The 21,679-nt window shown below is 74.0% G+C and carries 18 protein-coding genes; 10 read left to right on the top strand and 8 right to left on the bottom strand.

Annotated features, from left to right (window positions below):
* Nucleotides 1-90 precede the first annotated feature (90 nt).
* The 4 genes from ACQPYE_RS04220 to ACQPYE_RS04205 are packed head-to-tail and all read left to right on the top strand — an operon-like array spanning nucleotide 91 to nucleotide 3,601.
* A complete protein-coding gene (locus ACQPYE_RS04220; protein ID WP_498719237.1) occupies nucleotides 91-1,230 on the top strand; it encodes a LolA family protein in 1,140 nt (379 codons plus the stop codon).
* Entirely contained in the window at nucleotides 1,227-2,267 is a 1,041-nt protein-coding gene (locus ACQPYE_RS04215) for an ABC transporter ATP-binding protein (RefSeq protein WP_498719235.1), read from the top strand. The genes ACQPYE_RS04220 and ACQPYE_RS04215 overlap by 4 nt, the downstream gene beginning before the upstream one ends.
* A complete protein-coding gene (locus tag ACQPYE_RS04210; protein ID WP_498719232.1) occupies nucleotides 2,264-3,097 on the top strand; it encodes an ABC transporter permease in 834 nt (277 codons plus the stop codon). Before ACQPYE_RS04215 ends, ACQPYE_RS04210 begins: the two co-directional genes overlap by 4 nt.
* A 3-nt stretch (nucleotides 3,098-3,100) precedes the next feature.
* Entirely contained in the window at nucleotides 3,101-3,601 is a 501-nt protein-coding gene (locus tag ACQPYE_RS04205) for a GNAT family N-acetyltransferase (protein WP_498719230.1), read from the top strand.
* Nucleotides 3,602-3,608: 7 nt separating this feature from the next.
* Here the strand turns inward: ACQPYE_RS04205 and ACQPYE_RS04200 are convergent, their stop codons facing one another.
* The 3 genes from ACQPYE_RS04200 to ACQPYE_RS04190 all read right to left on the bottom strand — a co-directional run bounded on the left by ACQPYE_RS04200 (nucleotide 3,609) and on the right by ACQPYE_RS04190 (nucleotide 7,245).
* On the bottom strand, nucleotides 3,609-4,580 hold the full coding sequence (locus ACQPYE_RS04200) for an ABC transporter ATP-binding protein (RefSeq protein WP_498719228.1): 972 nt from the start codon (nucleotides 4,578-4,580) through the stop codon (nucleotides 3,609-3,611).
* Nucleotides 4,580-6,127 carry an ABC transporter permease gene (locus tag ACQPYE_RS04195; RefSeq protein ID WP_498722834.1) on the bottom strand — a complete coding sequence of 516 codons (1,548 nt, stop codon included), beginning with the start codon at nucleotides 6,125-6,127 and terminating at the stop codon, nucleotides 4,580-4,582. Before ACQPYE_RS04195 ends, ACQPYE_RS04200 begins: the two co-directional genes overlap by 1 nt.
* A gap of 83 nt (nucleotides 6,128-6,210) precedes the next feature.
* Nucleotides 6,211-7,245 (bottom strand): thiamine ABC transporter substrate-binding protein, encoded by a 1,035-nt coding sequence (locus tag ACQPYE_RS04190; protein ID WP_498719226.1) that lies wholly within the window; start codon nucleotides 7,243-7,245, stop codon nucleotides 6,211-6,213.
* 137 nt (nucleotides 7,246-7,382) lie between these two features.
* Here ACQPYE_RS04190 and ACQPYE_RS04185 point away from each other — a divergent pair, with 137 nt between their 5' ends.
* Nucleotides 7,383-7,676, top strand: coding sequence for a 4a-hydroxytetrahydrobiopterin dehydratase (locus tag ACQPYE_RS04185; RefSeq protein ID WP_498719224.1), 294 nt, complete (start codon nucleotides 7,383-7,385; stop codon nucleotides 7,674-7,676).
* Here the strand turns inward: ACQPYE_RS04185 and ACQPYE_RS04180 are convergent.
* A complete protein-coding gene (locus tag ACQPYE_RS04180) occupies nucleotides 7,632-8,843 on the bottom strand; it encodes a mannosyltransferase (RefSeq protein WP_498719221.1) in 1,212 nt (403 codons plus the stop codon). The genes ACQPYE_RS04185 and ACQPYE_RS04180 overlap by 45 nt on opposite strands.
* Before the next feature lie 437 nt (nucleotides 8,844-9,280).
* Here ACQPYE_RS04180 and ACQPYE_RS04175 point away from each other — a divergent pair, with 437 nt between their 5' ends.
* Nucleotides 9,281-9,850 (top strand): Uma2 family endonuclease, encoded by a 570-nt coding sequence (locus ACQPYE_RS04175; RefSeq protein ID WP_498719219.1) that lies wholly within the window; start codon nucleotides 9,281-9,283, stop codon nucleotides 9,848-9,850.
* Between the two features lie 9 nt (nucleotides 9,851-9,859).
* Here ACQPYE_RS04175 and ychF read toward each other — a convergent pair whose 3' ends face one another.
* Nucleotides 9,860-10,939, bottom strand: a complete 1,080-nt coding sequence (ychF, locus tag ACQPYE_RS04170; protein ID WP_498719217.1) for a redox-regulated ATPase YchF — start codon at nucleotides 10,937-10,939, stop codon at nucleotides 9,860-9,862.
* 80 nt (nucleotides 10,940-11,019) lie between these two features.
* Between ychF and ACQPYE_RS04165 the strand changes: the two genes are divergently transcribed.
* Nucleotides 11,020-12,288 carry a bifunctional transcriptional activator/DNA repair enzyme AdaA gene (locus tag ACQPYE_RS04165; RefSeq protein ID WP_498719215.1) on the top strand — a complete coding sequence of 423 codons (1,269 nt, stop codon included), beginning with the start codon at nucleotides 11,020-11,022 and terminating at the stop codon, nucleotides 12,286-12,288.
* The gene (locus ACQPYE_RS04160; RefSeq protein ID WP_498719213.1) at nucleotides 12,285-12,782 is read left to right on the top strand and encodes a methylated-DNA--[protein]-cysteine S-methyltransferase; all 498 of its coding nucleotides are present in this window, start codon (nucleotides 12,285-12,287) and stop codon (nucleotides 12,780-12,782) included. Before ACQPYE_RS04165 ends, ACQPYE_RS04160 begins: the two co-directional genes overlap by 4 nt.
* Before the next feature lie 4 nt (nucleotides 12,783-12,786).
* Here the strand turns inward: ACQPYE_RS04160 and ACQPYE_RS04155 are convergent, their stop codons facing one another.
* Both ACQPYE_RS04155 and ACQPYE_RS04150 read right to left on the bottom strand, forming a co-directional pair.
* Nucleotides 12,787-13,581, bottom strand: coding sequence for a DUF6542 domain-containing protein (locus tag ACQPYE_RS04155; RefSeq protein WP_498719212.1), 795 nt, complete (start codon nucleotides 13,579-13,581; stop codon nucleotides 12,787-12,789).
* Nucleotides 13,582-13,618: 37 nt separating this feature from the next.
* Nucleotides 13,619-14,557, bottom strand: a complete 939-nt coding sequence (locus ACQPYE_RS04150; RefSeq protein ID WP_498719210.1) for a DNA recombination protein RmuC — start codon at nucleotides 14,555-14,557, stop codon at nucleotides 13,619-13,621.
* A 96-nt stretch (nucleotides 14,558-14,653) separates the two neighbouring features.
* Between ACQPYE_RS04150 and ACQPYE_RS04145 the strand changes: the two genes are divergently transcribed.
* Both ACQPYE_RS04145 and ACQPYE_RS04140 read left to right on the top strand, forming a co-directional pair.
* Nucleotides 14,654-15,796: a metallophosphoesterase family protein gene (locus tag ACQPYE_RS04145; protein WP_498719209.1), complete on the top strand. Its 1,143-nt coding sequence runs from the start codon at nucleotides 14,654-14,656 to the stop codon at nucleotides 15,794-15,796.
* 56 nt (nucleotides 15,797-15,852) lie between these two features.
* Nucleotides 15,853-18,732 carry an AAA family ATPase gene (locus ACQPYE_RS04140; RefSeq protein WP_498719208.1) on the top strand — a complete coding sequence of 960 codons (2,880 nt, stop codon included), beginning with the start codon at nucleotides 15,853-15,855 and terminating at the stop codon, nucleotides 18,730-18,732.
* A 42-nt stretch (nucleotides 18,733-18,774) separates the two neighbouring features.
* Here the strand turns inward: ACQPYE_RS04140 and ACQPYE_RS04135 are convergent, their stop codons facing one another.
* Nucleotides 18,775-21,645, bottom strand: a complete 2,871-nt coding sequence (locus ACQPYE_RS04135; RefSeq protein ID WP_498719207.1) for an AfsR/SARP family transcriptional regulator — start codon at nucleotides 21,643-21,645, stop codon at nucleotides 18,775-18,777.
* Nucleotides 21,646-21,679 lie beyond the last annotated feature (34 nt).

The following is a 21,679-nucleotide window of genomic DNA, read 5'->3' as shown; positions in this document are numbered from 1 at the left end:
GTCCGGGCCGCTCTCAGCTCGATCTCAGGGCCCCCGGAGGAGTGTCTGGCTTGTCGGGTCGCAAGGGGCTGCCCGGTAGAGGAGGGACACATGAACCGGAGAAGGGTGACCGTCGCGGCGGCGGCGGTGGGCGTGGTCGCCGGTGCGACCGGGTTGGGGCTGCTCGCGATGCCCGCCGGCGCCGGTCCCGCGCCGGTGCTGCCGGACGTGAGCGCCGAGGCGCTGGTCGAGTCGGTGCTCAACGCCGAGCCGGCCGCGTTCGGCGGGACCGTGGACGTGGACAACGACCTGGGCATCCCGGCCATCGCGGGCGTGCCGCAGGCGTCGGACGGCGCGAGCAACCTGCGGATCTGGACCGACGGCCAGGGCAAGCTGCGGGTGCAGCTGCCCGGCGGCGACTCCGAGCGCACGTTCGTCGACGACGGCCAGACCGCGTGGCTCTGGGACTCGGCCGAGCAGAGCGTGAACAAGATGCCGCACGGGTCGTTCGAGCACGGCAAGCCGGAGCTCGGCGGCGGGCAGAAGGCCCTGCCGACGGACCCGGTGACGCTGTCGCGCCAGGTGGTGGCCGCGATCCAGGAGTACAGCGACATCACCGTCGACGGCACCGCCCGGGTCGCGAACCGGCCGGTGTACGAGCTGGTGCTGACGCCGAAGCCGACCGAGAAGACGGTGCTGCGCGAGGTGCGCGTCGCGGTCGACTCGGAGCTGCGGATGCCGCTGCGGGTGGCCGTGCTGACCAACGGCACGGACGCGCCGGCCGTGCAGGTCGGGTTCTCCGAGCTGACCGTCGGCCCGCAGGACGCGTCGCTGTTCGCGTTCACCCCGCCGGCCGGGGCGAAGGTGACCGAGCCGAACACCGACGAGCCGTCGGCCGAGGACAAGGCCGCCGCCGAGCAGGCGTTCACCGAGGCGAACCCGCAGGTCATCGGCGAGGGCTGGGACACCGTGGTGGGCGCGCGCGTGCCGGACGAGGCCCTGACGGGTCTGGCCGACGCGCAGCGCGAGCAGGGTCAGCGCCACGGCCGCTGGCAGGAGGACGGCCAGGGTGCGGACGTCGACGTGCAGGGCCTGCTCAAGCAGCTGGGCAAGCAGGTCAGCGGTGACTGGGGCTCGGGCACGCTCATCACCACGCGGGTCGGCGCCGTGCTGATCGCCGACGACGGCCGGGTGGCCGCGGGCGCGGTGCCGGAGCAGGTGCTCGTGGACGCGATCGGCCAGGTCAAGTGACGACCTCGACCAGCGCGCGGGTGGAGCCGGTGGGCACCGGCTCCACCCCGGTCCACGCGGCCCGGACGCGGGGACTGCGCAAGGTGTACGGGCGCACGGTCGCGGTGGACCGGGTGGACCTCGACGTGCCGCAGGGGGCGGTGCTCGGGATGCTCGGCCCCAACGGGTCGGGCAAGACCACCACGATCCGCATGCTGCTCGGACTCGTGCGGCCGACCGAGGGCGAGGTCGAGCTGCTGGGCAAGGCGTTGCCCGACGGCGTCGCGCAGGCGTTGCCGCACGTGGGCGCGCTGGTCGAGGGTCCGGGGTTCCACCCGTTCCTGTCGGGTCGGGAGAACCTGCGGCGGGCGGCGGCCTTCGAGCCGCTGCTCGCCTCGGGCGACATCAAGCAGGCCGTCGAGGACGCGTTGGAGCGGGTGGGCCTCGGCGCCGCCGCGCACCGGCGCTACCGGGGGTACTCGCTCGGCATGAAGCAGCGGCTGGGGCTGGCCGCGGCGCTGCTGGTGAAGCGGAAGCTGATCGTGCTGGACGAGCCGACCAACGGCCTGGACCCGGCGGGCACCCGCGAGGTGCGCAAGGTGATCGCCGACCTGCACGAGGCGGGCAGCACGGTCGTCGTGTCGTCGCACCTGCTCAGCGAGATCGAGGCCATCTGCACGCACGTGGCCGTGCTGCACCGGGGGACCGTGGTGGCGCAGGGGGAGCTGGCCGAGCTGCTGCACGCGGACAGCAGTTCGCTGCTGGTCGTCACGCCGGACGTGGACGACGCGCTGAACGCGCTGCGCGCCGGTCGGATCTCGGCGCGGCCGATCTCCGCCGGTGGAGCCGGCGATGAGACCACAGAGGGCGTTCGCGTCGAACTCATCGGCACGACCGCTCCCGTGGTGGTGCGGACGCTGGTGGACGCGGGGGTCGAGGTGCACGAGGCGCGGCGCCACCGCACCGGTCTGGAGGACCTGTTCGCCCGGCTCACCGAGGCCGAGGAGTCCGAGCACAACCTGTCCGCCGTGGACACGATCGAGGAGGGGGCCCGATGAGCGCGCTGGTCGCCACGCGCGCTCCGCTGGGCAGGCAACTGCGCTCGGAGCTGCGCTGGATCGTGCGCCGGCCGCGGACGGTGATCGGGCTGGCGTCGCTGTGCCTGGTGCCGGTCCTGGCCGGGGTCGGGCTGTGGTTCGCGGTGGACGGCGACGGTCCCGCCGGACCGGGCCTGGCCGCCATCATCGCGGGCAACGGGCTGGTGCTGCCGGTGTTCACGCTGTTCCTGGCGCTGCCGCTGCTGCTGCCGCTGGTCGGCGCGATCTGGGCGGCCGACGGGCTGGCGGGCGAGGCGCAGCACGGCACGTTGCGCGGGCTGATGATCTCGCCGGTGGGCCGGCTGCGGCTGCTGGGGATCAAGGCGTTCGGCGTGGCCACGATGACGTTGTTCGCGGTGACGTTGATCGCGTTCGTCGGCGCGATCACCGGTGTGGTGCTGTTCGGCGGCGAGGGGATGCTCACGCTGTCCGGGTCCACGCTGTCGTTCGGCGCGGCGCTCGGGCGGATCGTGCTGACGATCCTGCTGGTCACCGTGCAGGTGTGGGGTGTGGCGGCGGTCGCGATGGCGATCTCGGCGTGCACCGAGCACCCGCTGGTGGTGATGGCGGCGACGATGGCCGGCGTGATCGTGTTCGCGGTGCTGGGCGTGTTCAGCGCCTTGGACTGGCTGCACCCGTACCTCCTCACGTCCGCGTGGGAGGGCTTGGCCGACGTGATGCGCGACCCGCTGCCGACCGAGGGGTTGTGGCGGAGCACGGCGTTGGCGGGGTGCTACGTCCTGATCGGGCTGTCGCTGGCGGCGATGCGGTTGGCGACCAAGGACAACTAGCCCGTGGAGACCGAGCGGTTGGTGCTGCGGGAGTTCGTCGGGTCCGAGGTGGACGCGGTGGCGTGGCTGCTGGGCGAGCCCCGGGTGATGCGGTACGTCGAGGACGGCAAGCCGGTGTCGCGGGCCGAGGTGGTCCGCACCGTGCTGCCGAAGGTGGCGGCCGGTGGCTGGTGGGCGGCGCACCTGAAGGCGTCGGGGGCGTTCATCGGCTGGTTCGAGCTGAGCCCGGTGGACGGGGGTGTGGCCGAGCTGGGCTACCGGCTGCACCCCGACCACTGGGGGCGCGGCTACGCCACGGAGGGCGCGGCGGCGCTGGTGGCGCACGGGCGCGCGACGGGGTTGCGGCGGATCGTGGCGTACGCGATGGCGGTGAACACCGGGTCGCGGCGGGTGCTGGAGAAGGTCGGGCTCGAACACGTGCGGACGTTCCACGAACAGTGGCCCGACCCCATCGAGGGCGCCGAGCACGGCGACGTGGAGTACGCCCTCGACCTGCGGGGGTGACGGCGGGTCAGCCGATGGTCGCGACCCCGTCGTGGTCCGCGGAGAGGGTGACGCGGTCGCCCGGCGCCGGTGGCGAGGCGACCGGGGCGACCGCCTCGAAGTCCTCGCCGTCCAGCCGCACGAGCAGGCGCACGTGGTCGCGGCGGTGGACGCGCTCCAGGACGTCCGCGGTGATCGGGCCGGCCGGGTCGACGCGCAGGGCCGTCGCGCGCAGGCCGACCCGGGCCCGGACGCCCACCAGGCGCTCGGCGGCGTCGGGCGACAGGATCCTGCCGCAGCCCAGGAACCGCGCGGTGTCGACGTCGGCGGGGCGCCGCCACACCGAGGACGGCTCGCCGACCTGCACGATCCGGCCCGCCCGCATCACCGCCACCCGGTCGGCCAGCGTGAACGCCTCGTCGTGGTCGTGCGTCACCACCAGCGCGGTCGCGCCCGTGTCGCGCAGCAGGCGCGCCAGGTCCACCGCCAGCTGCTCCCGCAACGCCCGGTCCAGCGCGGACAGCGGCTCGTCCAGCAGGAGCAGCTTGGGCCGGGGCGCGAGGGCGCGGGCCAGCGCGACGCGCTGCTGCTCGCCGCCGGACAGCTCGGTCACGCGGCGGTCGCCGTACCCCGACAGGCCCACCAGGTCCAGGAGGGCGGCCACCCGCTCCTCCCGCTCCTCCCGCGCCACCCGGCGCATCCGCAGCCCGAACGCCACGTTGCCCGCCACGTCCCGGTGCGGGAACAGCTGCCCGTCCTGGAACACCAACCCGAAACCACGCCGGTGCACGGGCGTGCCGGCCAGGTCGACGCCGTCCCACGACACGGTCCCGGCGGCCGGCGGCGCCAACCCGGCCACCGCGCGCAGCAACGTCGACTTGCCGCACCCGGACGGCCCGAGCAGCGCCACCACCTCGCCGTCCGCGATGGCCAGGTCCACCTCGGACACCGCGGTCACCGGACCGTAGGCCACGCTCACCCCGTCGACCCGCAACGCCATCAGAACTCCCCGCCGCTCGGCACGCGCAACCGCTCGATCACCAGCACGGCCGCCGTGGTCACCACCATCAGCACCGCGCACGCCGCGTAGGCCATCTGGCTGTTCAGCTCACCCGGCCGCGACATCAGCCGCGCGATCACCACCGGCAACGTCGGCGCGTCCGGCCGGGCCAGGAAGCTCGTCGCGCCGAACTCGCCCAGCGCCACCACGAACCCGAACCCGGCCGCCGCCAGCAGCGACCGCGACGCCAGCGGGAGGTCCACCTCGCGCCACACCCGCCACGGGCTCGCGCCCAACGTCGCCGCCGCCTGCCGCAGCCGCTCGTCGACCGCGCGCAGCACCGGCAGCACGATCCGCACGATCAACGGCGTCACCACCAGCGCCTGCGCCAACGGCACCAGCAGCGGTGACGTGCGGAAGTCGCCGGGCAGCGCGTCCATGGTGATCAGGTAGCCGAAGCCGAGCGTCACGGCGGACACCCCCAGCGGCAGCATCAGCGCGGTGTCCAAGGTCTCCGCGAACCAGGACCCGTGCCGCCGCAACCCCACCAGCACGATCGCGGACGTCACGCCGACCAGCAGCGCCACCAGCGTGGCGTCGGTGGCCGTGCGCACCGAGTTCAGCGCCGCGTCCAGCCCGGACACCGCCAGCGTGCCGCGCTCCCCCGTGCCCGCCAGCGCCGCGTACCCGGCGAGGCTCCAGCCGTCGTCGGTGGCGAGCGACCTGGCGATCAGCCCCACCACCGGCGCCAGCAGCGCCACCACCACCAGCCACGCCGCGCCGACCACGCCCCACTCGCCGCCGGTGGGCCGACGGGGTGGCTCGATCCGCAGCGACAGGGACTTCTCGCGCCCGCGCCGGGCCAGGGCGCCGACCACCAGCACCGCGATCACGGCGACGAACTGGACCAACGACAGCGCGGCGGCGCCCGACAGGTCGAACAGCTCCACCGTGCGCAGGTAGATCTCGGTCTCCAGGGTGCGGTGACGCGCGCCGCCGAGCACCAGCACCACGCCGAAGCTGGTGGCGCAGAACAGGAACACCACCGCCGCCGCCGACCCGATCGCCGGCGCCAACGACGGCAGCACGACGGAGGCGAACGCGCGCGGGCGGGACGCGCCCAAGGCCCGTGCCGCGTCCTCCGCCCGCCGGTCGACCCGCGCCCACAGGCCGCCGACCGTGCGGGCGACCACGGCGACGTTGAAGAACGCGTTGGCCAGCACGATCGGCAGCACGCCGCCGTCGGGCCACAACGCCCGGAACGCCAACCCCACCACCACGGTCGGCAGCACGAACGGCACCATCACCGCCGCGCGCACCAGCCCCGTGCCCCGCACCCGGCAGCGCGCCAGCAGGAAAGCCACCGGCAGACCCGTGACCAGCGCCAGCGCCGTCGCCGCGGCGGCCTGGCCGAGGGTGAACCCGACCAGGTCCCACGTGTCGGCACGGGCCAGGACCGGCAGCACGCCGCCCTCGCCCAAGCCGAGCCCGACGATCGCCAGCACCGGCCACGCGAAGAACACGCCCAGGAACGCCAGGGGCAGCAGCGCGGCGAGCGACCAGGCCAGGCGAGGGCTCAAGCGCGGGTTCAGGCGTGCGCGCGGACTCGGGCGCGGGCTCGGGCGTGGGCTCAGCCTTGGACCAGCGTGCGCCACTGCTGCACCCACTGCTCGCGGTTCGCGTCGACCTCGACGGCGGGCAGCGACCGGGCGGACGCGGGCAGCGGCGCGGCCTTCGTCCACGCCTCCGGCAGCGCGACCCCCTCGCGCGACGGGTAGACGTACATCTGGCCCGGCACGTCGGCCTGCACCTGCTCGCCGAGCAGGAAGTCCACGACCTTCCCGGCGTCCTCGGGGTTCTTCGCGCCGTTCAGCACGCCCGCGTACTCGACCTGGCGGTAGCACGTGTCCAGCAGCGCCTTGGTGCGCGGCGTGCCATCGTCACCGATCTCCGCCGACGGCGACGACGCGTAGGACACCACGATCGGCCGCGGGCCCTTGCCGCTGGAGCCGGAGAAGTCCTGCGTGTAGGCCTCTTCCCAGCCGCTGACGACCTTGACGCCGTTGGCCGTGAGCTGACCCCAGTAGTTCTGCCAGTTCTGCTCGCCGAACGTGGCGATCGTGCCGAGCAGGAACGCGAGGCCAGGGGAGGACGTCGCCGGGTCCTCGACCACCAGCATGTCCTTGTACTTCGGGTCGGCCAGGTCCGCGTACTGCTTCGGCTCCCCGATGTCCTTGAACGCCGCGACGTCGATGTTCAGGCACACGTCGCCGACGTCGACGGCGTGCAGCCGGTTCGGCGGGTCGAGCTGGTAGCGCTGCGCGCCCTTCTGCGCCTCGGGGCTCGCGTACTCGGCGAACACCCCCTCCTTCAAGGCGCGGGAGGCGAACGTCGAGTCCACGCCGAAGGCGACGTCACCGATCGGGGCGTCCTTGGTCAGGACCAGCTTGTTCGTCACCTCCCCGGCGTCACCGCTGGCCAGGGGCTTGATCGTGATGCCGGTGTCGGCCTTGAACTTCTCCAGCAGCTCCGGGGTGAGGGCGAAGGAGTCGTGCGTCACCAGCGTGACGACCCGCTCCCCCGGCGCCGGCGCGTCGGACGTGGTCACCGAGCAGGCCGTGAGCAGCGCGAACGCGGTCACGGCGGGCAGCACTCGTCGGAACATCATCTCTCCCTACACCGGCATGACCCGGATCAGGTGTGGACGGTCGAAGGCTCGCGCGCCTTCCTCTCAGCCCGGCGCAGCACCGGACTCCCGTGGCGAACGCGCAGCTTACCCCGCGCGGTGGGACGATCAGGGCCATGGCCGAGCTGCTGACCGACGACCAGGTGACCGCCGCGCTGACTTCGTTGCCCTCGTGGCAGGCGAAGGACACCGCGCTGGTGCGCACGGTGGAACTGGAGAGCTTCGCCCAGGCGCTCCAGGTGGTGAACCGGGTGGCGGAGATCGCGGAGAACGACAACCACCACCCCGACATCGACATCCGCTGGCGCACGCTCACGTTCCGCTGCGCCACGCACGTCAGCGGCGGGATCACGGCGCTGGACGTGTCACTCGCGGAGGAGATCGACGGGGTGCTCGACGTCCTGCTGTGACCTCGACGACCGCTGCCGCAGCACCACGGCGACGGTGACCAGGGTGAGCAAGCCCACGGCCGGGTAGACCCAGCCCAGCGCCGAGTAGTACCAGGGCCGGGGGATGACCCAGATCGACGGCTGCGCCTTGAGCAGGAACGAGATCAGGTAGCTGCCGATCGCCAGGACCCACGCGACGGCCGTCACGGTGGCGAGCCGGTGCTTCGCCGCGTAGATCAACCACATCAGGGCGGGCACGGCCCACACCCAGTGGTGGCTCCACGAGATCGGCGACACCAGCAGGCCGAGGAACTGGACGGAGACGATCATCGCCAACGTGTCCTTGGCCTTCAGCGACGCGTGCAGCGCGAACCCGGTCAGCACGGCCGCGACCACCACCGCGCCGAGGAAGACCGGCCCGGTGCCGACGTCGTACCCGACCGTGCGGGACAGCGCGCCGCGCAGCGACTGGTTGATCGCCGAGCCGACCGGGCCGACCCGGGAGGCGTCGCCGAGCAGGTGGAACCAGTACTCGTCCGACAGGCGCGGCGAGATCAGGTAGCCGAGCCCGACCGTGCCGAAGAACGCCACGACCGACCACGCGGCGGCCTGGTAGCGGCGGTTGAGCAGGAAGTACAGGCCGGAGATGGCGGGGGTGAGCTTCAGCCCGGCCGCGATGCCGACGCCCGCGCCCTGCTTCCAGCTCCGGGCGCTGACCATCGTGCCGAGCAGGAGGGCGGCCAGGACCAGGTTGACCTGGCCGTAGTTCAGGGTCGTGCGGACCGGCTCGACCCACACGAACAGGCCGGTCCACAGCATCGCGCGGCGCGGGTCGTTGCTGCCGACGAGCTGGAGCGACTTGCGGGTGATGAACCACAGGCAGGCCAGGCAGGCGAGCTGCCAGACCCAGCGGGCCAGGCCCCACGGCACCCACGACAGCGGCACGAAGACGAGCGCGGAGAACGGCGGGTAGGTGAACGGCAGGGCGAACTGGTCGGAGAACTCCTTGAGCCGCCAGTCGTAGAGCAGCCCGGTGAACAGCTCGGGTGAGGCGTTCCGGTAGACCATCAGGTCCACCATGGTCATCTTCGTCTGGAACGCGACCATCGCCAGGTGCCCGAGCAGGGACACGCCCAGGATCCACGGCGCGTAGGCGAGCACCCGCCCCTCAAGTGCACGCAGTCCCACTGCATCTACCTCCACGATCGTGTGAATTACACGACTGTCGGGCCACGAAACCGGGTACCCGGACGTCAAGACGAGTGGGAGATCAACGCAAGGGGAAAAATCGCATGACCACCGACATCGTCGTGTTCACCGTCTCTGCCCTGGCCATGCTGGCCACCGCGGGGGGCGTCTTCGCCCTGGCCCGCCACAGCCGCAACCAGGTGCGCTGACGCCACAGCACAGTACCTCGGGGCGGTGCGCTCACCTGAGCGCACCGCCCCGAGGTCTGTTCCGGGCCTGGTCGCCCGGTACCAGCGGTCCGCCGCCGTGGCCGCGCCATGCCATCGTGCGACTACCGGGAGACCGGCTCCCGGCCTAGCGTTCCGGACGACGCCACGCCAAGGAGTCGATCACTCATGATTGCTGCCCACGTCATCGAACCGCATTACGGTGGGGACATGGCCGACTTGCCCGACTGGATGCGCCCACCGCGCGAAGAAGGCTGGTTCGCAGAGGATCTCGACCGACTGCCCGAGGCGCCCCGACACACCGAACTGATCGACGGAGCGCTCGTTTTCATGATGGCACCACAGCGGCGTTGGCACGGCCGCATCATCTCCAGGCTCACCGCGGCACTCGACGACCAGGCACCGGACGGTGTCGAGGTCGAGCGGGAGATCACGGTCCGACTCGACGTTCGCAACCGCCTTGAACCCGACATCGTGCTCTCGACCTCCGACTTCGACGACGACGGAACCTGGCTGGAGCCGGGCGACGTGCTGTTGGTGGTCGAAGTCATCTCACCGGAGTCCGCGTTCCGGGATCGCACGGTCAAGCTGGGCAAGTACGCCGCAGCCGGCATCCGGCACTACTGGCTGGTCGAGGACGAGGCCACCGGCCCCGTGGTGCACGTCTACGAACTGGACGAGCCGACCAAGTCCTACGCGCCGACCGGCGTCTTCCGCGACTCCCTGCACCTCACCGTGCCGTTCGAGATCGACATCGACCTGGCCAAGCTCATGCCGTGACGCCGACCGTCAGACGTTGAAGCGGAACTCCACGACGTCGCCGTCGACCATGACGTAGTCCTTGCCCTCGATGCGGACCTTGCCGGCGGACTTGGCGGCGGCCATGGAGCCCGCTTCCACCAGGTCGGCGAAGGAGACCACCTCGGCCTTGATGAAGCCGCGCTCGAAGTCGGTGTGGATCACGCCGGCCGCCTGCGGCGCGGTCGCGCCCTTCGGGATCGTCCACGCCCGCGACTCCTTCGGGCCGGCCGTCAGGTAGGTCTGCAGGCCGAGGGTGTGGAAGCCTGCCCTCGCCAACGAGTACAGGCCCGGCTCGTGCTGGCCGATCGACTCCAGCAGCTCGCGCGCGGACTCCTCGTCCAGCTCCAGCAGCTCCGCCTCGACCTTGGCGTCGAGGAACACCGCGTCCGCGGGCGCCACCAGCTCGCGCAGCTCCTTGAGCTTCGCCTCGTCGGTGAGCACGCCCTCGTCGGCGTTGAACACGTACAGGAACGGCTTCGCGGTCAGCAGGCTCAGCTCGCGCAGCAGCGAACCGTCCACTTCGGACTGCGCGGCGAACAGCGTGCGGCCCCCGTCGAGCACCTCGCGCGCCTTCTGCGCCGCCTCCAGCGCGGGACGGCGGTCCTTCTGCGTGCGGGCTTCCTTCTCCAACCTCGGGATCGCCTTCTCCAACGTCTGGAGGTCGGCGAGGATCAACTCGGTGTTGATCGTCTCGATGTCGGCGACGGGGTCGACGCGGCCGTCGACGTGGATCACGTCGGAGTCGTCGAAGACGCGGATGACCTGGCAGATCGCGTTGGCCTCGCGGATGTTGGCGAGGAACTTGTTCCCCAACCCCGCGCCTTCGGACGCCCCCTTCACGATGCCCGCGATGTCGACGAACGACACCACCGCCGGCACTTCGCGCTCGGAGCCGAAGATCTCCGCCAACTTCGCCAGGCGTGCGTCCGGCAGCGGCACCACGCCGACGTTCGGCTCGATGGTCGCGAACGGGTAGTTCGCCGCCAGCACGTCGTTGCGCGTGAGGGCGTTGAACAGGGTGGACTTGCCGACGTTGGGCAGGCCGACGATGCCGAGGGTCAAACTCACGAGGCGTGAGTCTACGCGCACCGGATGCCGTGTCCGATTCCCGCGAGACCCGACGTCGTGCCGCCGGCAGAGTGGGCGCCGTGCTCCTCGACGACGAACGCGCCTACCGGGCCGTCGCCGCCCGCGACGCCCGCTTCGACGGGTGCTTCATCCTCGCGGTGCGCACGACCCGGATCTACTGCCGGCCGTCCTGCCCCGCCGTGACGCCGAAGCGCCGCAACGCGGAGTTCTACCCGACCGCGGCGGCGGCGCAGTCCGCCGGCTACCGGGCGTGCCGGCGGTGCCTGCCGGACGCCGTGCCCGGCTCGCCGGAGTGGAACCTGCGGGCCGACCTGGCGGCCAGGGCCATGCGCCTGATCTCGGACGGCGTGGTGGAGCGGGAGGGCGTGCCGGGGCTCGCGGGGCAGCTGGGCTACTCGGAACGCCACCTGACCCGCGTGCTGACCGCCGAGCTGGGCGCCGGTCCGCTGGCGCTGGCGCGGGCGCACCGCGCGCACTCGGCGAGGCTGCTGATCGAGACGACGGACCTGTCGTTCACGGACATCGCGTTCGCGGCCGGTTTCGCCAGCGTGCGGCAGTTCAACGACACGATCCGCACGGTGTTCGCGAGCACGCCGTCGGCGATGCGCTCGACCCGTGCGGCGTCGGGCGCGGCGGGCCGCATCACGCTGCGCCTGCCGTACCGGCCGCCGTTCGACGCGGCGGGCCTGCTGGCGTACTTCCGGGCGCACGCGATCCCGGGGGTGGAGCACGTGACGGACCGCCGCTACGCGCGGTCGTTGCGCCTGTCGCACGGGCAGGCGACCGTGCTGCTGGAGCCGGCGGCGGGGCACGTGTCGTGCTCGCTGCGGCTGACCGACCTGCGTGACCTGGGCAGCGCGGTGAGCCGGGTGCGGCGGCTGCTGGACCTGGACGCCGACCCGGTGGCCGTGGACGAGTTCCTGGCCGCCGACCCGGCGTTGCGGCCGTCGGTCGTCGCCCGGCCGGGCGTGCGGCTGCCGGGCAGCGTCGACGGCGCGGAGACCCTGCTCCGGGCGCTCGGCCACGACGCGCCGGGTGAGCCGCTGGAGCAGCCCGACGGCCCGGTGACGCACCTGTACCCGGCGCCGTCGACGATCGACTCGCCGGTGGCGCGGGCGTTGGCGGACGGCACGCTGCGGGTCGACGTGGGCCGTGACGCGGACGAGCTGCACGCCGAGCTGTCGGCGTTCCCCGGCGTCGGCCCGGCGGTCGCCTCGTACGTCGTGATGCGCGTGCTCGGCGCCCCTGACATCCCTTTGACCAGCGACAACATCGCGTGGCGCCCTTGGCGCTCGTACGCCGCGATGCACTTGAGGAGGACCGCGTGAGCACCGGCCACGTGTCGACCATCGACACCCCGATCAGCCCTTTCACCGCCGTCGTCGCCATGGACGGCGCCGTCCTGGCCAGCGGGTGGACCGCGGACGTGGACGACCTGCTGCCCCAGGTCTCGCCGTCACTGCGCCCGACGACCCTGGCGCACCACCGTGACCTCGGGGCGGTGACCAAGGCCGTTCGCGCGTACCACGCGGGTGACCTGGACGCGATCGTCGACATCCCGGTCCGGCAACGCGGGGGTGAGTTCATGCAGCAGGCGTGGGAGGCGCTCCGCACCGTCTCGGCGGGCAAGCCGGTCAGCTACGCGGACTACGCCCTGCTGGCCGGCAGGCCGTCCGCCGTCCGCGCCGCCGCCACCGCGTGCGCCCGCAACGCGGCCACCCTGTTCGTGCCGTGCCACCGGGTGATCCGCACGGGCGGCGCGATCGGCGCCTTCCGCTGGGGCGCGGACGTGAAGCGGTGGCTGCTGGACCACGAGTCCTGACGCGTCAGTCGTCGTCGCGCGGGCGGCGGCGCGGGGGACGGCCGCCTTCGCGGGGTGGGGCGGGGCGGCGGGGGCGGTCCGAGGCGCCGGACGAGGGGCGGGGGCGCTTGGGGCGGTCCTCGTCGGCGGCCGGGGTCTGGCGGCGGCGGTCGGCGGGCGCGTCGGAGGAGCGGTCGGACCGGGGGCGCTTCTTCGGGCGGTCCTCCGGTTCGGCCTGCTCGGCGCGGGCCGGGCGGTCGGCACCACGGTCGGCGCGGTCCGGACGGTCGGCGCGGCGCGGTTTGTCCGGCTTGCGCTTGGCCTCGCGGATCTCGTCCTTGGTCAGCCGGTTCGGGTCCTTCTGGGTCGTCACCCGCACGATGCCGATGATCACCGTGCACGCCGTGGTGATCGCCATCGCCGGGAAGCCGTCGATCAACGGCTTGCCCAGGGCCAGGCCCATCGCCGCCAGCCCACCGCTGGGCATGCCCTGCGTCACCACCACCAGGACCGGCACCACGATCGCCAGCACCAGCGGCGGCTGGACGATCGGGCCGAACATCGAGCGCCGCTCGACGAACACCACCGCACCGACGCAGCCCACGAAGAACGTGACGGCGAACACCCAGCCCACGGTCTGCGCGGCCGAGCTCACGTCGACGAACGTGCCGACGATGGCCACCACGAAGGCGATGAGCACGGCCGCCCACCAGGGCAGACCCCGGAAGCTGCCGAACATGGCGCGGTCGTTCCAGCGGACGGCGGGGAACTCGTCGTCCTCCGGCTCGCTGCGCGAGTCGTCACGCGTTGCAGCGGTCACGCACACTCCTCGTTCGGCTCAGTCCCGGCACACTCTATTACGCCTCCCGGGCGTCCAAGGGTGCACCGAGGCCGGCTTCGTCCGTCCGCCTCACCGCCGGCAGGGGCGTGACGTCGGACGACGCGTTGCTCAACGGCTCCACGGCCGCCCGGAATCCCTCCAGCGCGTCCAGCTCGCGCCGCCGCGCCGACAGGAACCGCTGCAGGTGCGTGCTCGACAGGTTCACCGCGTCGATGGCGCCGTCCGCCGCCCGGTGCGCCCGCGACGACGCCGCCCTGACCTGCTCGACGTCGTCGGCCAGCGCGCGGTCGGTCACCGCGAACATCGCCGCCGACGCGATCACCGCGAACCCGGTCGGCCCGCACAGGAACACCCGCCGGTCGAGCAGCCAGCGCAGCAGCTCCGGGTCGGTGTCCAGGGCCGCGACCACCGCGCCGTCGTTCGGCACGAACATGATCGTCCCGTAGATGGCGTCGGCCCACCGCTGGTAGCCCTTGCCCGCCAGCTCCGCGGCCCGCGACCGGATGTTGCGGACGTGCACGCGCAGCGCGTCGACGCGCTCGGCCGCGTTGTCGGTCTCCACCGCCTCCGCCCACGTCGCCATGCTCATCTTCGCGTCGACCGGCACCCGCCGCCCGCCGCCGACGTTGAGGACCAGGTCGGGCCGCACCGAACCGCCGCCGGCCACGTCCACCTGGAGGTCGAAGTGGATCCCCTCGCGCAGGCCGAGCACCCGCGCCGTCTCCACCAGCACCTTCTCGCCGAGCTCGCCGCGTCCGCTGACCGAGGAGAACGCCACCTCGTAGCGCTGCAACGCCACCCACTGCGCGTCGCCGCGTTCCCGTTCGGCCTGGACCGCGGCCAGCGCGGCGTCGGTGCGCCGCACGCTGTCCTGGTAGAGCCGCCAGAGGAACACCAGCGCGCCCGCGAGCAGGAGCGCCACGACCACCGCCGCCGTGCTGAGGACCGCTGTCATGCCCTGATCATCGCGCACAGGTGTCCGACCACACGTTCGAGCGACACGCCGGGGGGGTTGACCGATCGGACGGCCCGAGGCCCTACCGTGGCCGCCGTGAAGATCCTGCACACGTCCGATTGGCACGTGGGTCGCACCTTCCACGGCCGTGACCTGCTGCAAGAGCAGGAATCGGTGCTCGGCGGCCTCGCCGACACCGTGTCGGACGAGCGGGTCGACGCGGTCGTGGTGGCGGGAGACCTGTTCGACCGGGCGGTGCCGAACGCGGAAGCCGTCGCGGTGTGCTCCCGGGTGCTCAAGCGCATCCGCGAGGCGGGCGCGAAGATCGTGATCACGCCCGGCAACCACGACTCGGCGGCCCGGCTGGGCTTCCTGGGCGCGTTCGCCGAGGCGGGCGGCCTGCACCTGCGCACGCGCGTGGCCGAGCTGCACGACCCGGTGCTGCTCGCCGACGAGCACGGCCCGGTCGCGGTGTACGGGATCCCGTTCCTGGAGCCGGAGACGGCGCGGCACGCGCTCGGCGTGGAGGCCAAGGGCCACGGCGGCGTGCTCACCGAGGCGATGCGGCTGGTCAAGCAGGACCTCGCGGCCCGGGAGAACACGCGGTCGGTCGTCCTGGCGCACGCGTTCGTGACCGGCGGCGAGCCGTGCGAGTCGGAGCGCACCATCGCGGTGGGCGGCGTGCAGGACGTGTCGGGCGCGGTGTTCGCCGGGGTCGACTACGTGGCGCTGGGCCACCTGCACGGCCAGCAGACGCTGGCGGAGCACCTGCGGTACTCGGGCAGCCCGGTGGCGTACTCGTTCTCCGAGGCGCGGCACCACAAGTCGGTGTGGCTGGTCGAGCTGGACGCGGGCGGGCTGGCCGGGGTCCGACGGCACTCCCTGCCGGTGCCCCGCGCGCTGTCGACGCTCAGCGGCGCGCTCGACGACCTGCTGCTGGACCCGGACCACGAGCCGGTGCAGGACCACTTCCTCTCCGTCACGCTGACCGACCGGGTGCGCCCGCTGGACGCGTTGCGCCGGTTGCAGAAGCGGTTCCCGCACGCGGTGCACGTGGAGTGGCGGCCGGAGGGCGGGCGGACCGGCGAGCTGCGGTTCGCCGAACGGGTGCGCGGTCGTGACGACGAGGAGATCGCCTGCTGCTTCGTCGAGGACGTGCGCGGCGACCAGCCAGGTCCTCGGGAGCTCGACCTGCTGCGCGAGGCGTTCGCCGCGGCGGCCCGGGAGGACGAGGCGTGAAGCGACAGGGCGAAGCGTGAACCGACAGGACGAGGCGTGAACCCGGAGGACGACGCGTGAAGCTGCACCGGTTGGCGGTCAGCGGGTTCGGCCCGTACGCGGTGCGCGAGGAGGTCGACTTCGACCTGCTCGGCGCGGACGGCCTGTTCCTCCTGCACGGCGACACGGGCGCCGGCAAGACGACGCTGCTCGACGCGGTGGCGTTCGCGCTGTTCGGCAAGGTGCCCGGCGCGCGCGGCGACGTGAAGCGCTTGCGCTGCGACTACGCCCACCGCGACACGCCCACGTACGTGGAGCTGGAGCTGACCGTGCGCGGCAGGCGGTTCCGGCTCAAGCGCAGCCCCGAGTACGAGCGGCCGAAGAAGCGCGGCGACGGCGCGACCCGCCAGCAGGCGCAGGTCTCGTTGACGTGGGTCAGCGGCTGGACCGGCGAGGGGCACAGCCGCATCGACGACGTGGCCCGCGAGGTCGAGGGCCTGCTCGGGATGACCGCCGAGCAGTTCTTCCAGGTGGTGCTGCTGCCGCAGGGCGAGTTCGCCCGGTTCCTGCGCGCGGAGACCGCCGAGCGGGAGAAGCTGCTGGAGAAGCTGTTCGGCACGGAGCGGTTCCTGGACGTGGAGAAGTGGTTCCGCGACCGCCGCAAGGAGCGCAAGCGCGAGGTCGAGCAGCTCGGCCAGGAGCACCGGAACCTGGTGCTGCGGGTCGCCGAGGTCGCGCGGGAGGAGCCGCCGGCGGGCGGTGGCGACCAGGAGTGGCTCAGCTCCCTGCTCAAGCGGCTGGACGAGGACGAGCGCGACGCCGAGCAGGTCTCGGCCGAGGCGTCCGGGCGGCGGGCCGTCGCCGAGCGGGACTGGCAGGAGGCGCGGGCGCGGCACGAACGGGTCCGCCGGGTGCGGGACGCGCGCCGCCACCTCGACCGGTACGCCGAGGTGGAGCCGAGCCTGCGGGCGTGGGTCGCCGAACGTGACGCGGCCCGGCAGGCGGCGGTCGTCGTGCCCGCCCAGGAACGCGCGGTGAAGCTGGCCCGCGAGCTCGACGCCGCCGTCGCCCAGGAGCAGGCCGCGGCCGTCGCCGTGTCCGCGCTCGGCTACGGGGGCAGCGACCTGCGCGGCGACGGCGAACGCCTCCGCGAGGAGGCGGGCAGCCTGACCAGCCTGGCCGCCGAGGCCGAACGGCAGCGGGCGGACCAGCGGCGGATCGCGCAGCTGGACCGTGACGTCACCACCACGTCCCAGCGGCTGTCCGCGCTGGTCGCGCAGCTGGACGAGGTGCCGCACCGGCTGGCCGCCGCGAGGAGCGCGGTCGAGGAGTCGGCCGAGGCCGCCGCCCGGCTGCCGCAGGTGGCGGGCCTGGCCACCGCCGCGGCCGAGCTGCCGCGCGTCGAGCGGGCGTTCCGGGAGTCCGACGAGGCCCGGCGGGACGCGGTGGACGCGCAGCAGAGGGCCCGCGAGAAGCTGCTCCGGATCCGCCGGGAACGGCTGGACGGCATGGCCGTCGAGCTGGCCGGGCAGCTGCGCGCGGGCCACGGGTGCCCCGTGTGCGGTTCGGCCGAGCACCCTTCGCCCGCGCAGCCGGTGCTGGACGCGGTGACGGCCCTGGACGAGGACCGCGCCGCCGAGGAGGACCAGCGCGCCCTGGACCTGCGTCAGCGGGCCGAGCGGGAGTCGCACCGGCTGGGCGAGCGGCTGGCGCTGCTGCGCGAGCAGCTGGGCGACCGGCCGCCGGCCGAGCTGGAGCGCGAGCACCGGTCCGTCGCCGCGCGGGCCGAGCAGCTGGAGAGCGGGCAGGCCGAGCTGGCGGAGCTGGAGGCCGAGGTCCGCCGCGCGCTCGACCAGCGCGGCGCGCTGGAGCGCGAGCTGGCCGAGGCGGGCGCGCAGCGGGCGCAGCTGGCCGAGGCCGTCGAGGAGCGTGGCGCGCGGCTGGAGGAGGCGCGCGGCGACTTCCCGGACGTGGTGACGCGCCGGGCTCACCTCGGCGACCTGGCGGACGCGGTGACCGGGCTGGCCGCGCGCCGCGCCGCCGTGGCCGAGCACGAGGAACGCCTCGCCGACCAGCGGTTGGAGGTGGCGCGGCTGGCGTCGCTGGCCGGGTTCGCCGACGTGGCCGACGCCCTGGCCGCCGCCCGCCCGGCCACCGCCGTCGCCGAGCTGGAGACCCGGATCCGCGACGTCGAGAAGACCAGGACGGCGGCCGAGAGCACCCTGGCCGAGCTGCCCGGCACCGACCCGGACGCCGAGGTCGACGTGGCGGGCGCGGAGGAGCGGTTCCGGGTGGCGAGCGACGGCGCGACCGAGGCCGCCACCGCGTTGACGAACGCCCGCACGAGGGCCGCCCGCGCCGCCGACCTGGCCGAGCGGCTGCGGGACGCGTGGCTGCGGCTGGAGCCGGTGGAGGCCGAGTTCGCCGAGCTGGACGCGTTGACCGACGTGATCAACGGGTCGGGGCAGAACACGAAGAGCATGACCCTGCGCACGTACGTGCTGGCCGCCCGGCTGGAGGAGGTCGCGGTGGCCGCCAGTGCCCGGCTGGAGCGGATGAGCCAGGGCCGCTACCGGTTCGTGCACTCGGTCGAGGCCGGTCCGCGCGGCACGCGGGGCGGGCTGGGCCTCGACGTCATGGACGACTACTCGGGGCAGCAGCGGCCGGCGAAGACGCTGTCGGGCGGCGAGTCGTTCCTCGCGTCGCTGTCCCTGGCTCTGGGCCTGGCCGACGTGGTCGCGGCGGGCGCCGTGCTGGACACGCTGTTCATCGACGAGGGCTTCGGCACGCTCGACGCCGAGACCTTGGAGCTGGTGATGACCACGCTGGACGAGCTGCGCGCCGGTGGCCGGGTCGTCGGTCTCGTCTCGCACGTGGAGGAGCTGCGGCAGCGCATCCCGACCCGGCTGCGCGTCCGCAAGGCCCGCGAGGGCTCCTCGCTGGAGCTGACGGCCTGACCCCGACCGGGCCGCGGGTGGAAGGGGGCCGGCGACCGTGCTTCACCCCGGCGCTCGGCCGCCACCGTCGGCCGGACGTGCGCCGGGCGCGCGGCGCGTCGCGAGCAGCCGGTGCCGGCGGGCGTCGTCCGGCCTGCCCCAGGCCGCGTAGGCGCGGGCGAGGCCGTCGTGGGCGCGTGCCTCCTCGTGCCGGTCGCCCGTGCGGCGGGTCAGCGCCAGCGCCTCGTGGTGGTGGTCCGCGGCACGCCCCGGGTCGCCCTCGGCGGTCGCCAGTTCGCCCAGCGTGTCGAGCACCTCGGCCGCCAGGTCGCGGTTGCCGGTCGCCCGCGCGCCCGCGAGCGCTTCGCCGAGGTGCTTCCCGGCGACCTCCCACCGGCCCAGCCGGAAGTGGACCAGCCCCAGGTTCGCCTGGAGGTGGTCCACCAGCGCGTGGTCGTTGTCGACGTCCGGCACGGCCGCCAGGGCGCTCTCCACGTGCCGCAACGCCTCCTCGTAGCGCCCCGACGCCTCGTGCACCAGCGCGAGGCTGCACAGCACGCCGGCCTCGCCGCGCCGGTTGCCGATGGCCCTGGCGATGGCCAGCGCCTCCTGGAAGCTCCGCTCGGACTCCTCGTAGCGCCCGAGGCGGCGCAGCACGACGCCCAGGTTCTTCAGCGCCCGGCCGGTGAAGCTCACGTCACCGGTCTCCCGCCCGACCGCGACGGCCCGCTCGTGGTGGCGCAACGCCTCCTCGTAGCGCCCCAACCGCTCGCACGCCACGCCCAGGCCGGTCAGCGCGGCGCCCTCGGCGACGCGGTCCGCCCGCCGCCGCCCGGCCTCCAGGGCGTGGGTGTGCAGGGCGAGGGACTCGTCGTGGTGGCCGCGGACGTGGAAGTAGCGCCACAGCGTGGCGGTCAGCTCCTCCGCGTGCTCGGCGTCGCCGTGCCGGGCGGCGTGCTCGGCGACCGCGAGGAGGTTCGCCCGCTCGGCCTCCAGCCACGCCACCGCGTCGGCACGGGTGGTCAGGCCGGTCGACGGCGGCGCGGGTCGCCGCCCGGCGGGGTCGGCCGGGTCGAACAGCCCCATCGCGACCGCCGCCACGCGCGCGTAGTGGTCGGCCAGGGCCCGCAGCGCGGCGGCCCGCCCGTCGGCGGCGTCCACCTCGGCGGCGAGGCCGCGGGCGTAGGCGCGCAGCAGGTCGTGCATCTGGAACCGGCCGTCCGCCGTGGGCTCCACGAGGTGCGACTGGACCAGGACGTCGACGTGCCGCCGGGCCACCACGTCGTCGGAGCCGGTCAGCGCGGCGATGGCGGCGACGCCGAGTTCGTGGCACGGGTGCGCGCCCAGCAGCCGGAACACCCGCGCGACCGCCGGGGAGAGGTGCCGGTAGGACCACGAGAACGCCGACCGGAGCGCCGCGTGGGGGTCGGCGTCGTCGTCGAGCCGGTCCAGCCGGTCCTGTTCGCGGGTCAGCTCGCGGGCGAGGTCGGCCAGCGACGCCGAGGGCCGGCCGGTGGCCAGCTCGGCGGCCAGGCGCAGGGCCAGCGGCAGCCGGGCGCACAGCTCCGCCAGGACGTCCACCGCGCGCGGGTCCGCCGCCGCGCGGGGGCCGATCAGCGCGTGCAGCAGGTCGGTGGCCTCGTCGGCGGGCAGGAGGTCGAGCCGCAGCCGGGTCGCGCCGTCCTTCGCGACCAGCCCGCGCAGCGAGTCCCGGCTGGTCACCAGCACCAGGCAGCCCGGCGACCCGGGCAGCAGCGGCCGGACCTGGGCGGCCGTGCGGGCGTTGTCGAGCACCACGAGCACCCGGCGGCCCGCCAGCAGGGACCGGAAGGCGGCGGACCGCTCGTCCAGGTCGCGTGGGACGTCCCGCGAGTCGACGCCCAGCGCCCGCAGGAAGCCCGACACCGCGTCACCCGGCCCGACCGGCAGCTCGGGGTCGTAACCGCGCAGGTTGGCGTAGAGCTGCCCGTCGGGGAACCGGTCGCGCGCGCGGTGCGCCCAGTGCACGGCCAAGGCGGTCTTGCCGACGCCCCCGGTGCCGGTGATCACCGCGACCGGCGACGGCTGCCGGTCGTCCGCCCGCGACAGGAGGTCGTCGAGCCGCCGCAGGTGCTCGGCACGTCCGGTGAAGCCGACGACGGCGGCGGGCACCTGCGCGGGGCTCGTCCACCCGGCCGGGCCCGCCTCCCGGCCGACCGCCAGGTTCGGGTCCTGGTTGAGGATGTCGAGGTGCAGCCGGCGCAGCTCCTCGCCCGGTCGCAGGCCGAGCTCCCGGTCGAGCAGCACGCGGCCCTCGTCGTAGACGTCCAGCGCCTCGGCCTGGCGGCCCGCCCGGTACAGCGCGGTCATCAGCGCGCCGCGCAGCCGTTCCCGGAACGGGTGTCGCGCGACCAACCCGGCGAGCGCGACCGCCGCCTCCTCGTGCGACCCCAGGGCCGACAACGCCGCCGCGTGCCCTTCCAGCGCGGTCAGCCGGCGTTCCACCAGCCTGGCCCGGACGCTGTCGGCGTCGGGGCCCGCCAGGTCGCGGAACGGGTCGCCGCGCCACAGCGCCAGCGCCTCGGCGAACGCCGCCTCCGCCTGCCGGTGCAGGCCCGCGTCCCCGTGCCGCCGTCCCGCGCGGACCAGCGCCTCGAACCGGTGCGCGTCGAGCTCGCCCTCCGCCACCCGGACGCGGTAGCCGGCCCGACCGCCGTCGATCCGCTCACCGCCGAGCAGCCCGCGCAGCTTCCAGACGTAGGTCTTGGTGTTCTTCTCCGCCGATGGCGGCGCGCCCTCCGGCCAGAGGGCCTCGACCAGCCGCTCGACGCTCACCCACTCGCCGGCGTGCAGCAGCAGCGCGGCCAGCAGCGCCCGCGGTTTCCGGGCGTCGACGGGAACGCGCACCCCGTCGGACCGCACGACGTCGACCGCGCCCAGGACCCGGAACAGCACTCGGCACACCCCCAGCGCCCGCGGCCGTCCCCAC

The organism is Actinosynnema sp. CA-299493 (assembly GCF_050946825.1).
Taxonomy (GTDB): domain Bacteria; phylum Actinomycetota; class Actinomycetes; order Mycobacteriales; family Pseudonocardiaceae; genus Actinosynnema.
This window is presented reverse-complemented; position numbering and strand designations above follow the sequence as displayed.

Coding starts and splice junctions, on each gene's coding strand:
- ACQPYE_RS04220 (WP_498719237.1), top strand. CDS start 91: ATGAACCGGAGAAGGGTGACCGTCGCGGCGGCGGCGGTGGGCGTGGTC.
- ACQPYE_RS04210 (WP_498719232.1), top strand. CDS start 2,264: ATGAGCGCGCTGGTCGCCACGCGCGCTCCGCTGGGCAGGCAACTGCGC.
- ACQPYE_RS04200 (WP_498719228.1), bottom strand. CDS start 4,580: ATGGCGTTGCGGGTCGACGGGGTGAGCGTGGCCTACGGTCCGGTGACC.
- ACQPYE_RS04190 (WP_498719226.1), bottom strand. CDS start 7,245: ATGTTCCGACGAGTGCTGCCCGCCGTGACCGCGTTCGCGCTGCTCACG.
- ACQPYE_RS04185 (WP_498719224.1), top strand. CDS start 7,383: ATGGCCGAGCTGCTGACCGACGACCAGGTGACCGCCGCGCTGACTTCG.
- ACQPYE_RS04175 (WP_498719219.1), top strand. CDS start 9,281: ATGGCCGACTTGCCCGACTGGATGCGCCCACCGCGCGAAGAAGGCTGG.
- ACQPYE_RS04150 (WP_498719210.1), bottom strand. CDS start 14,557: ATGACAGCGGTCCTCAGCACGGCGGCGGTGGTCGTGGCGCTCCTGCTC.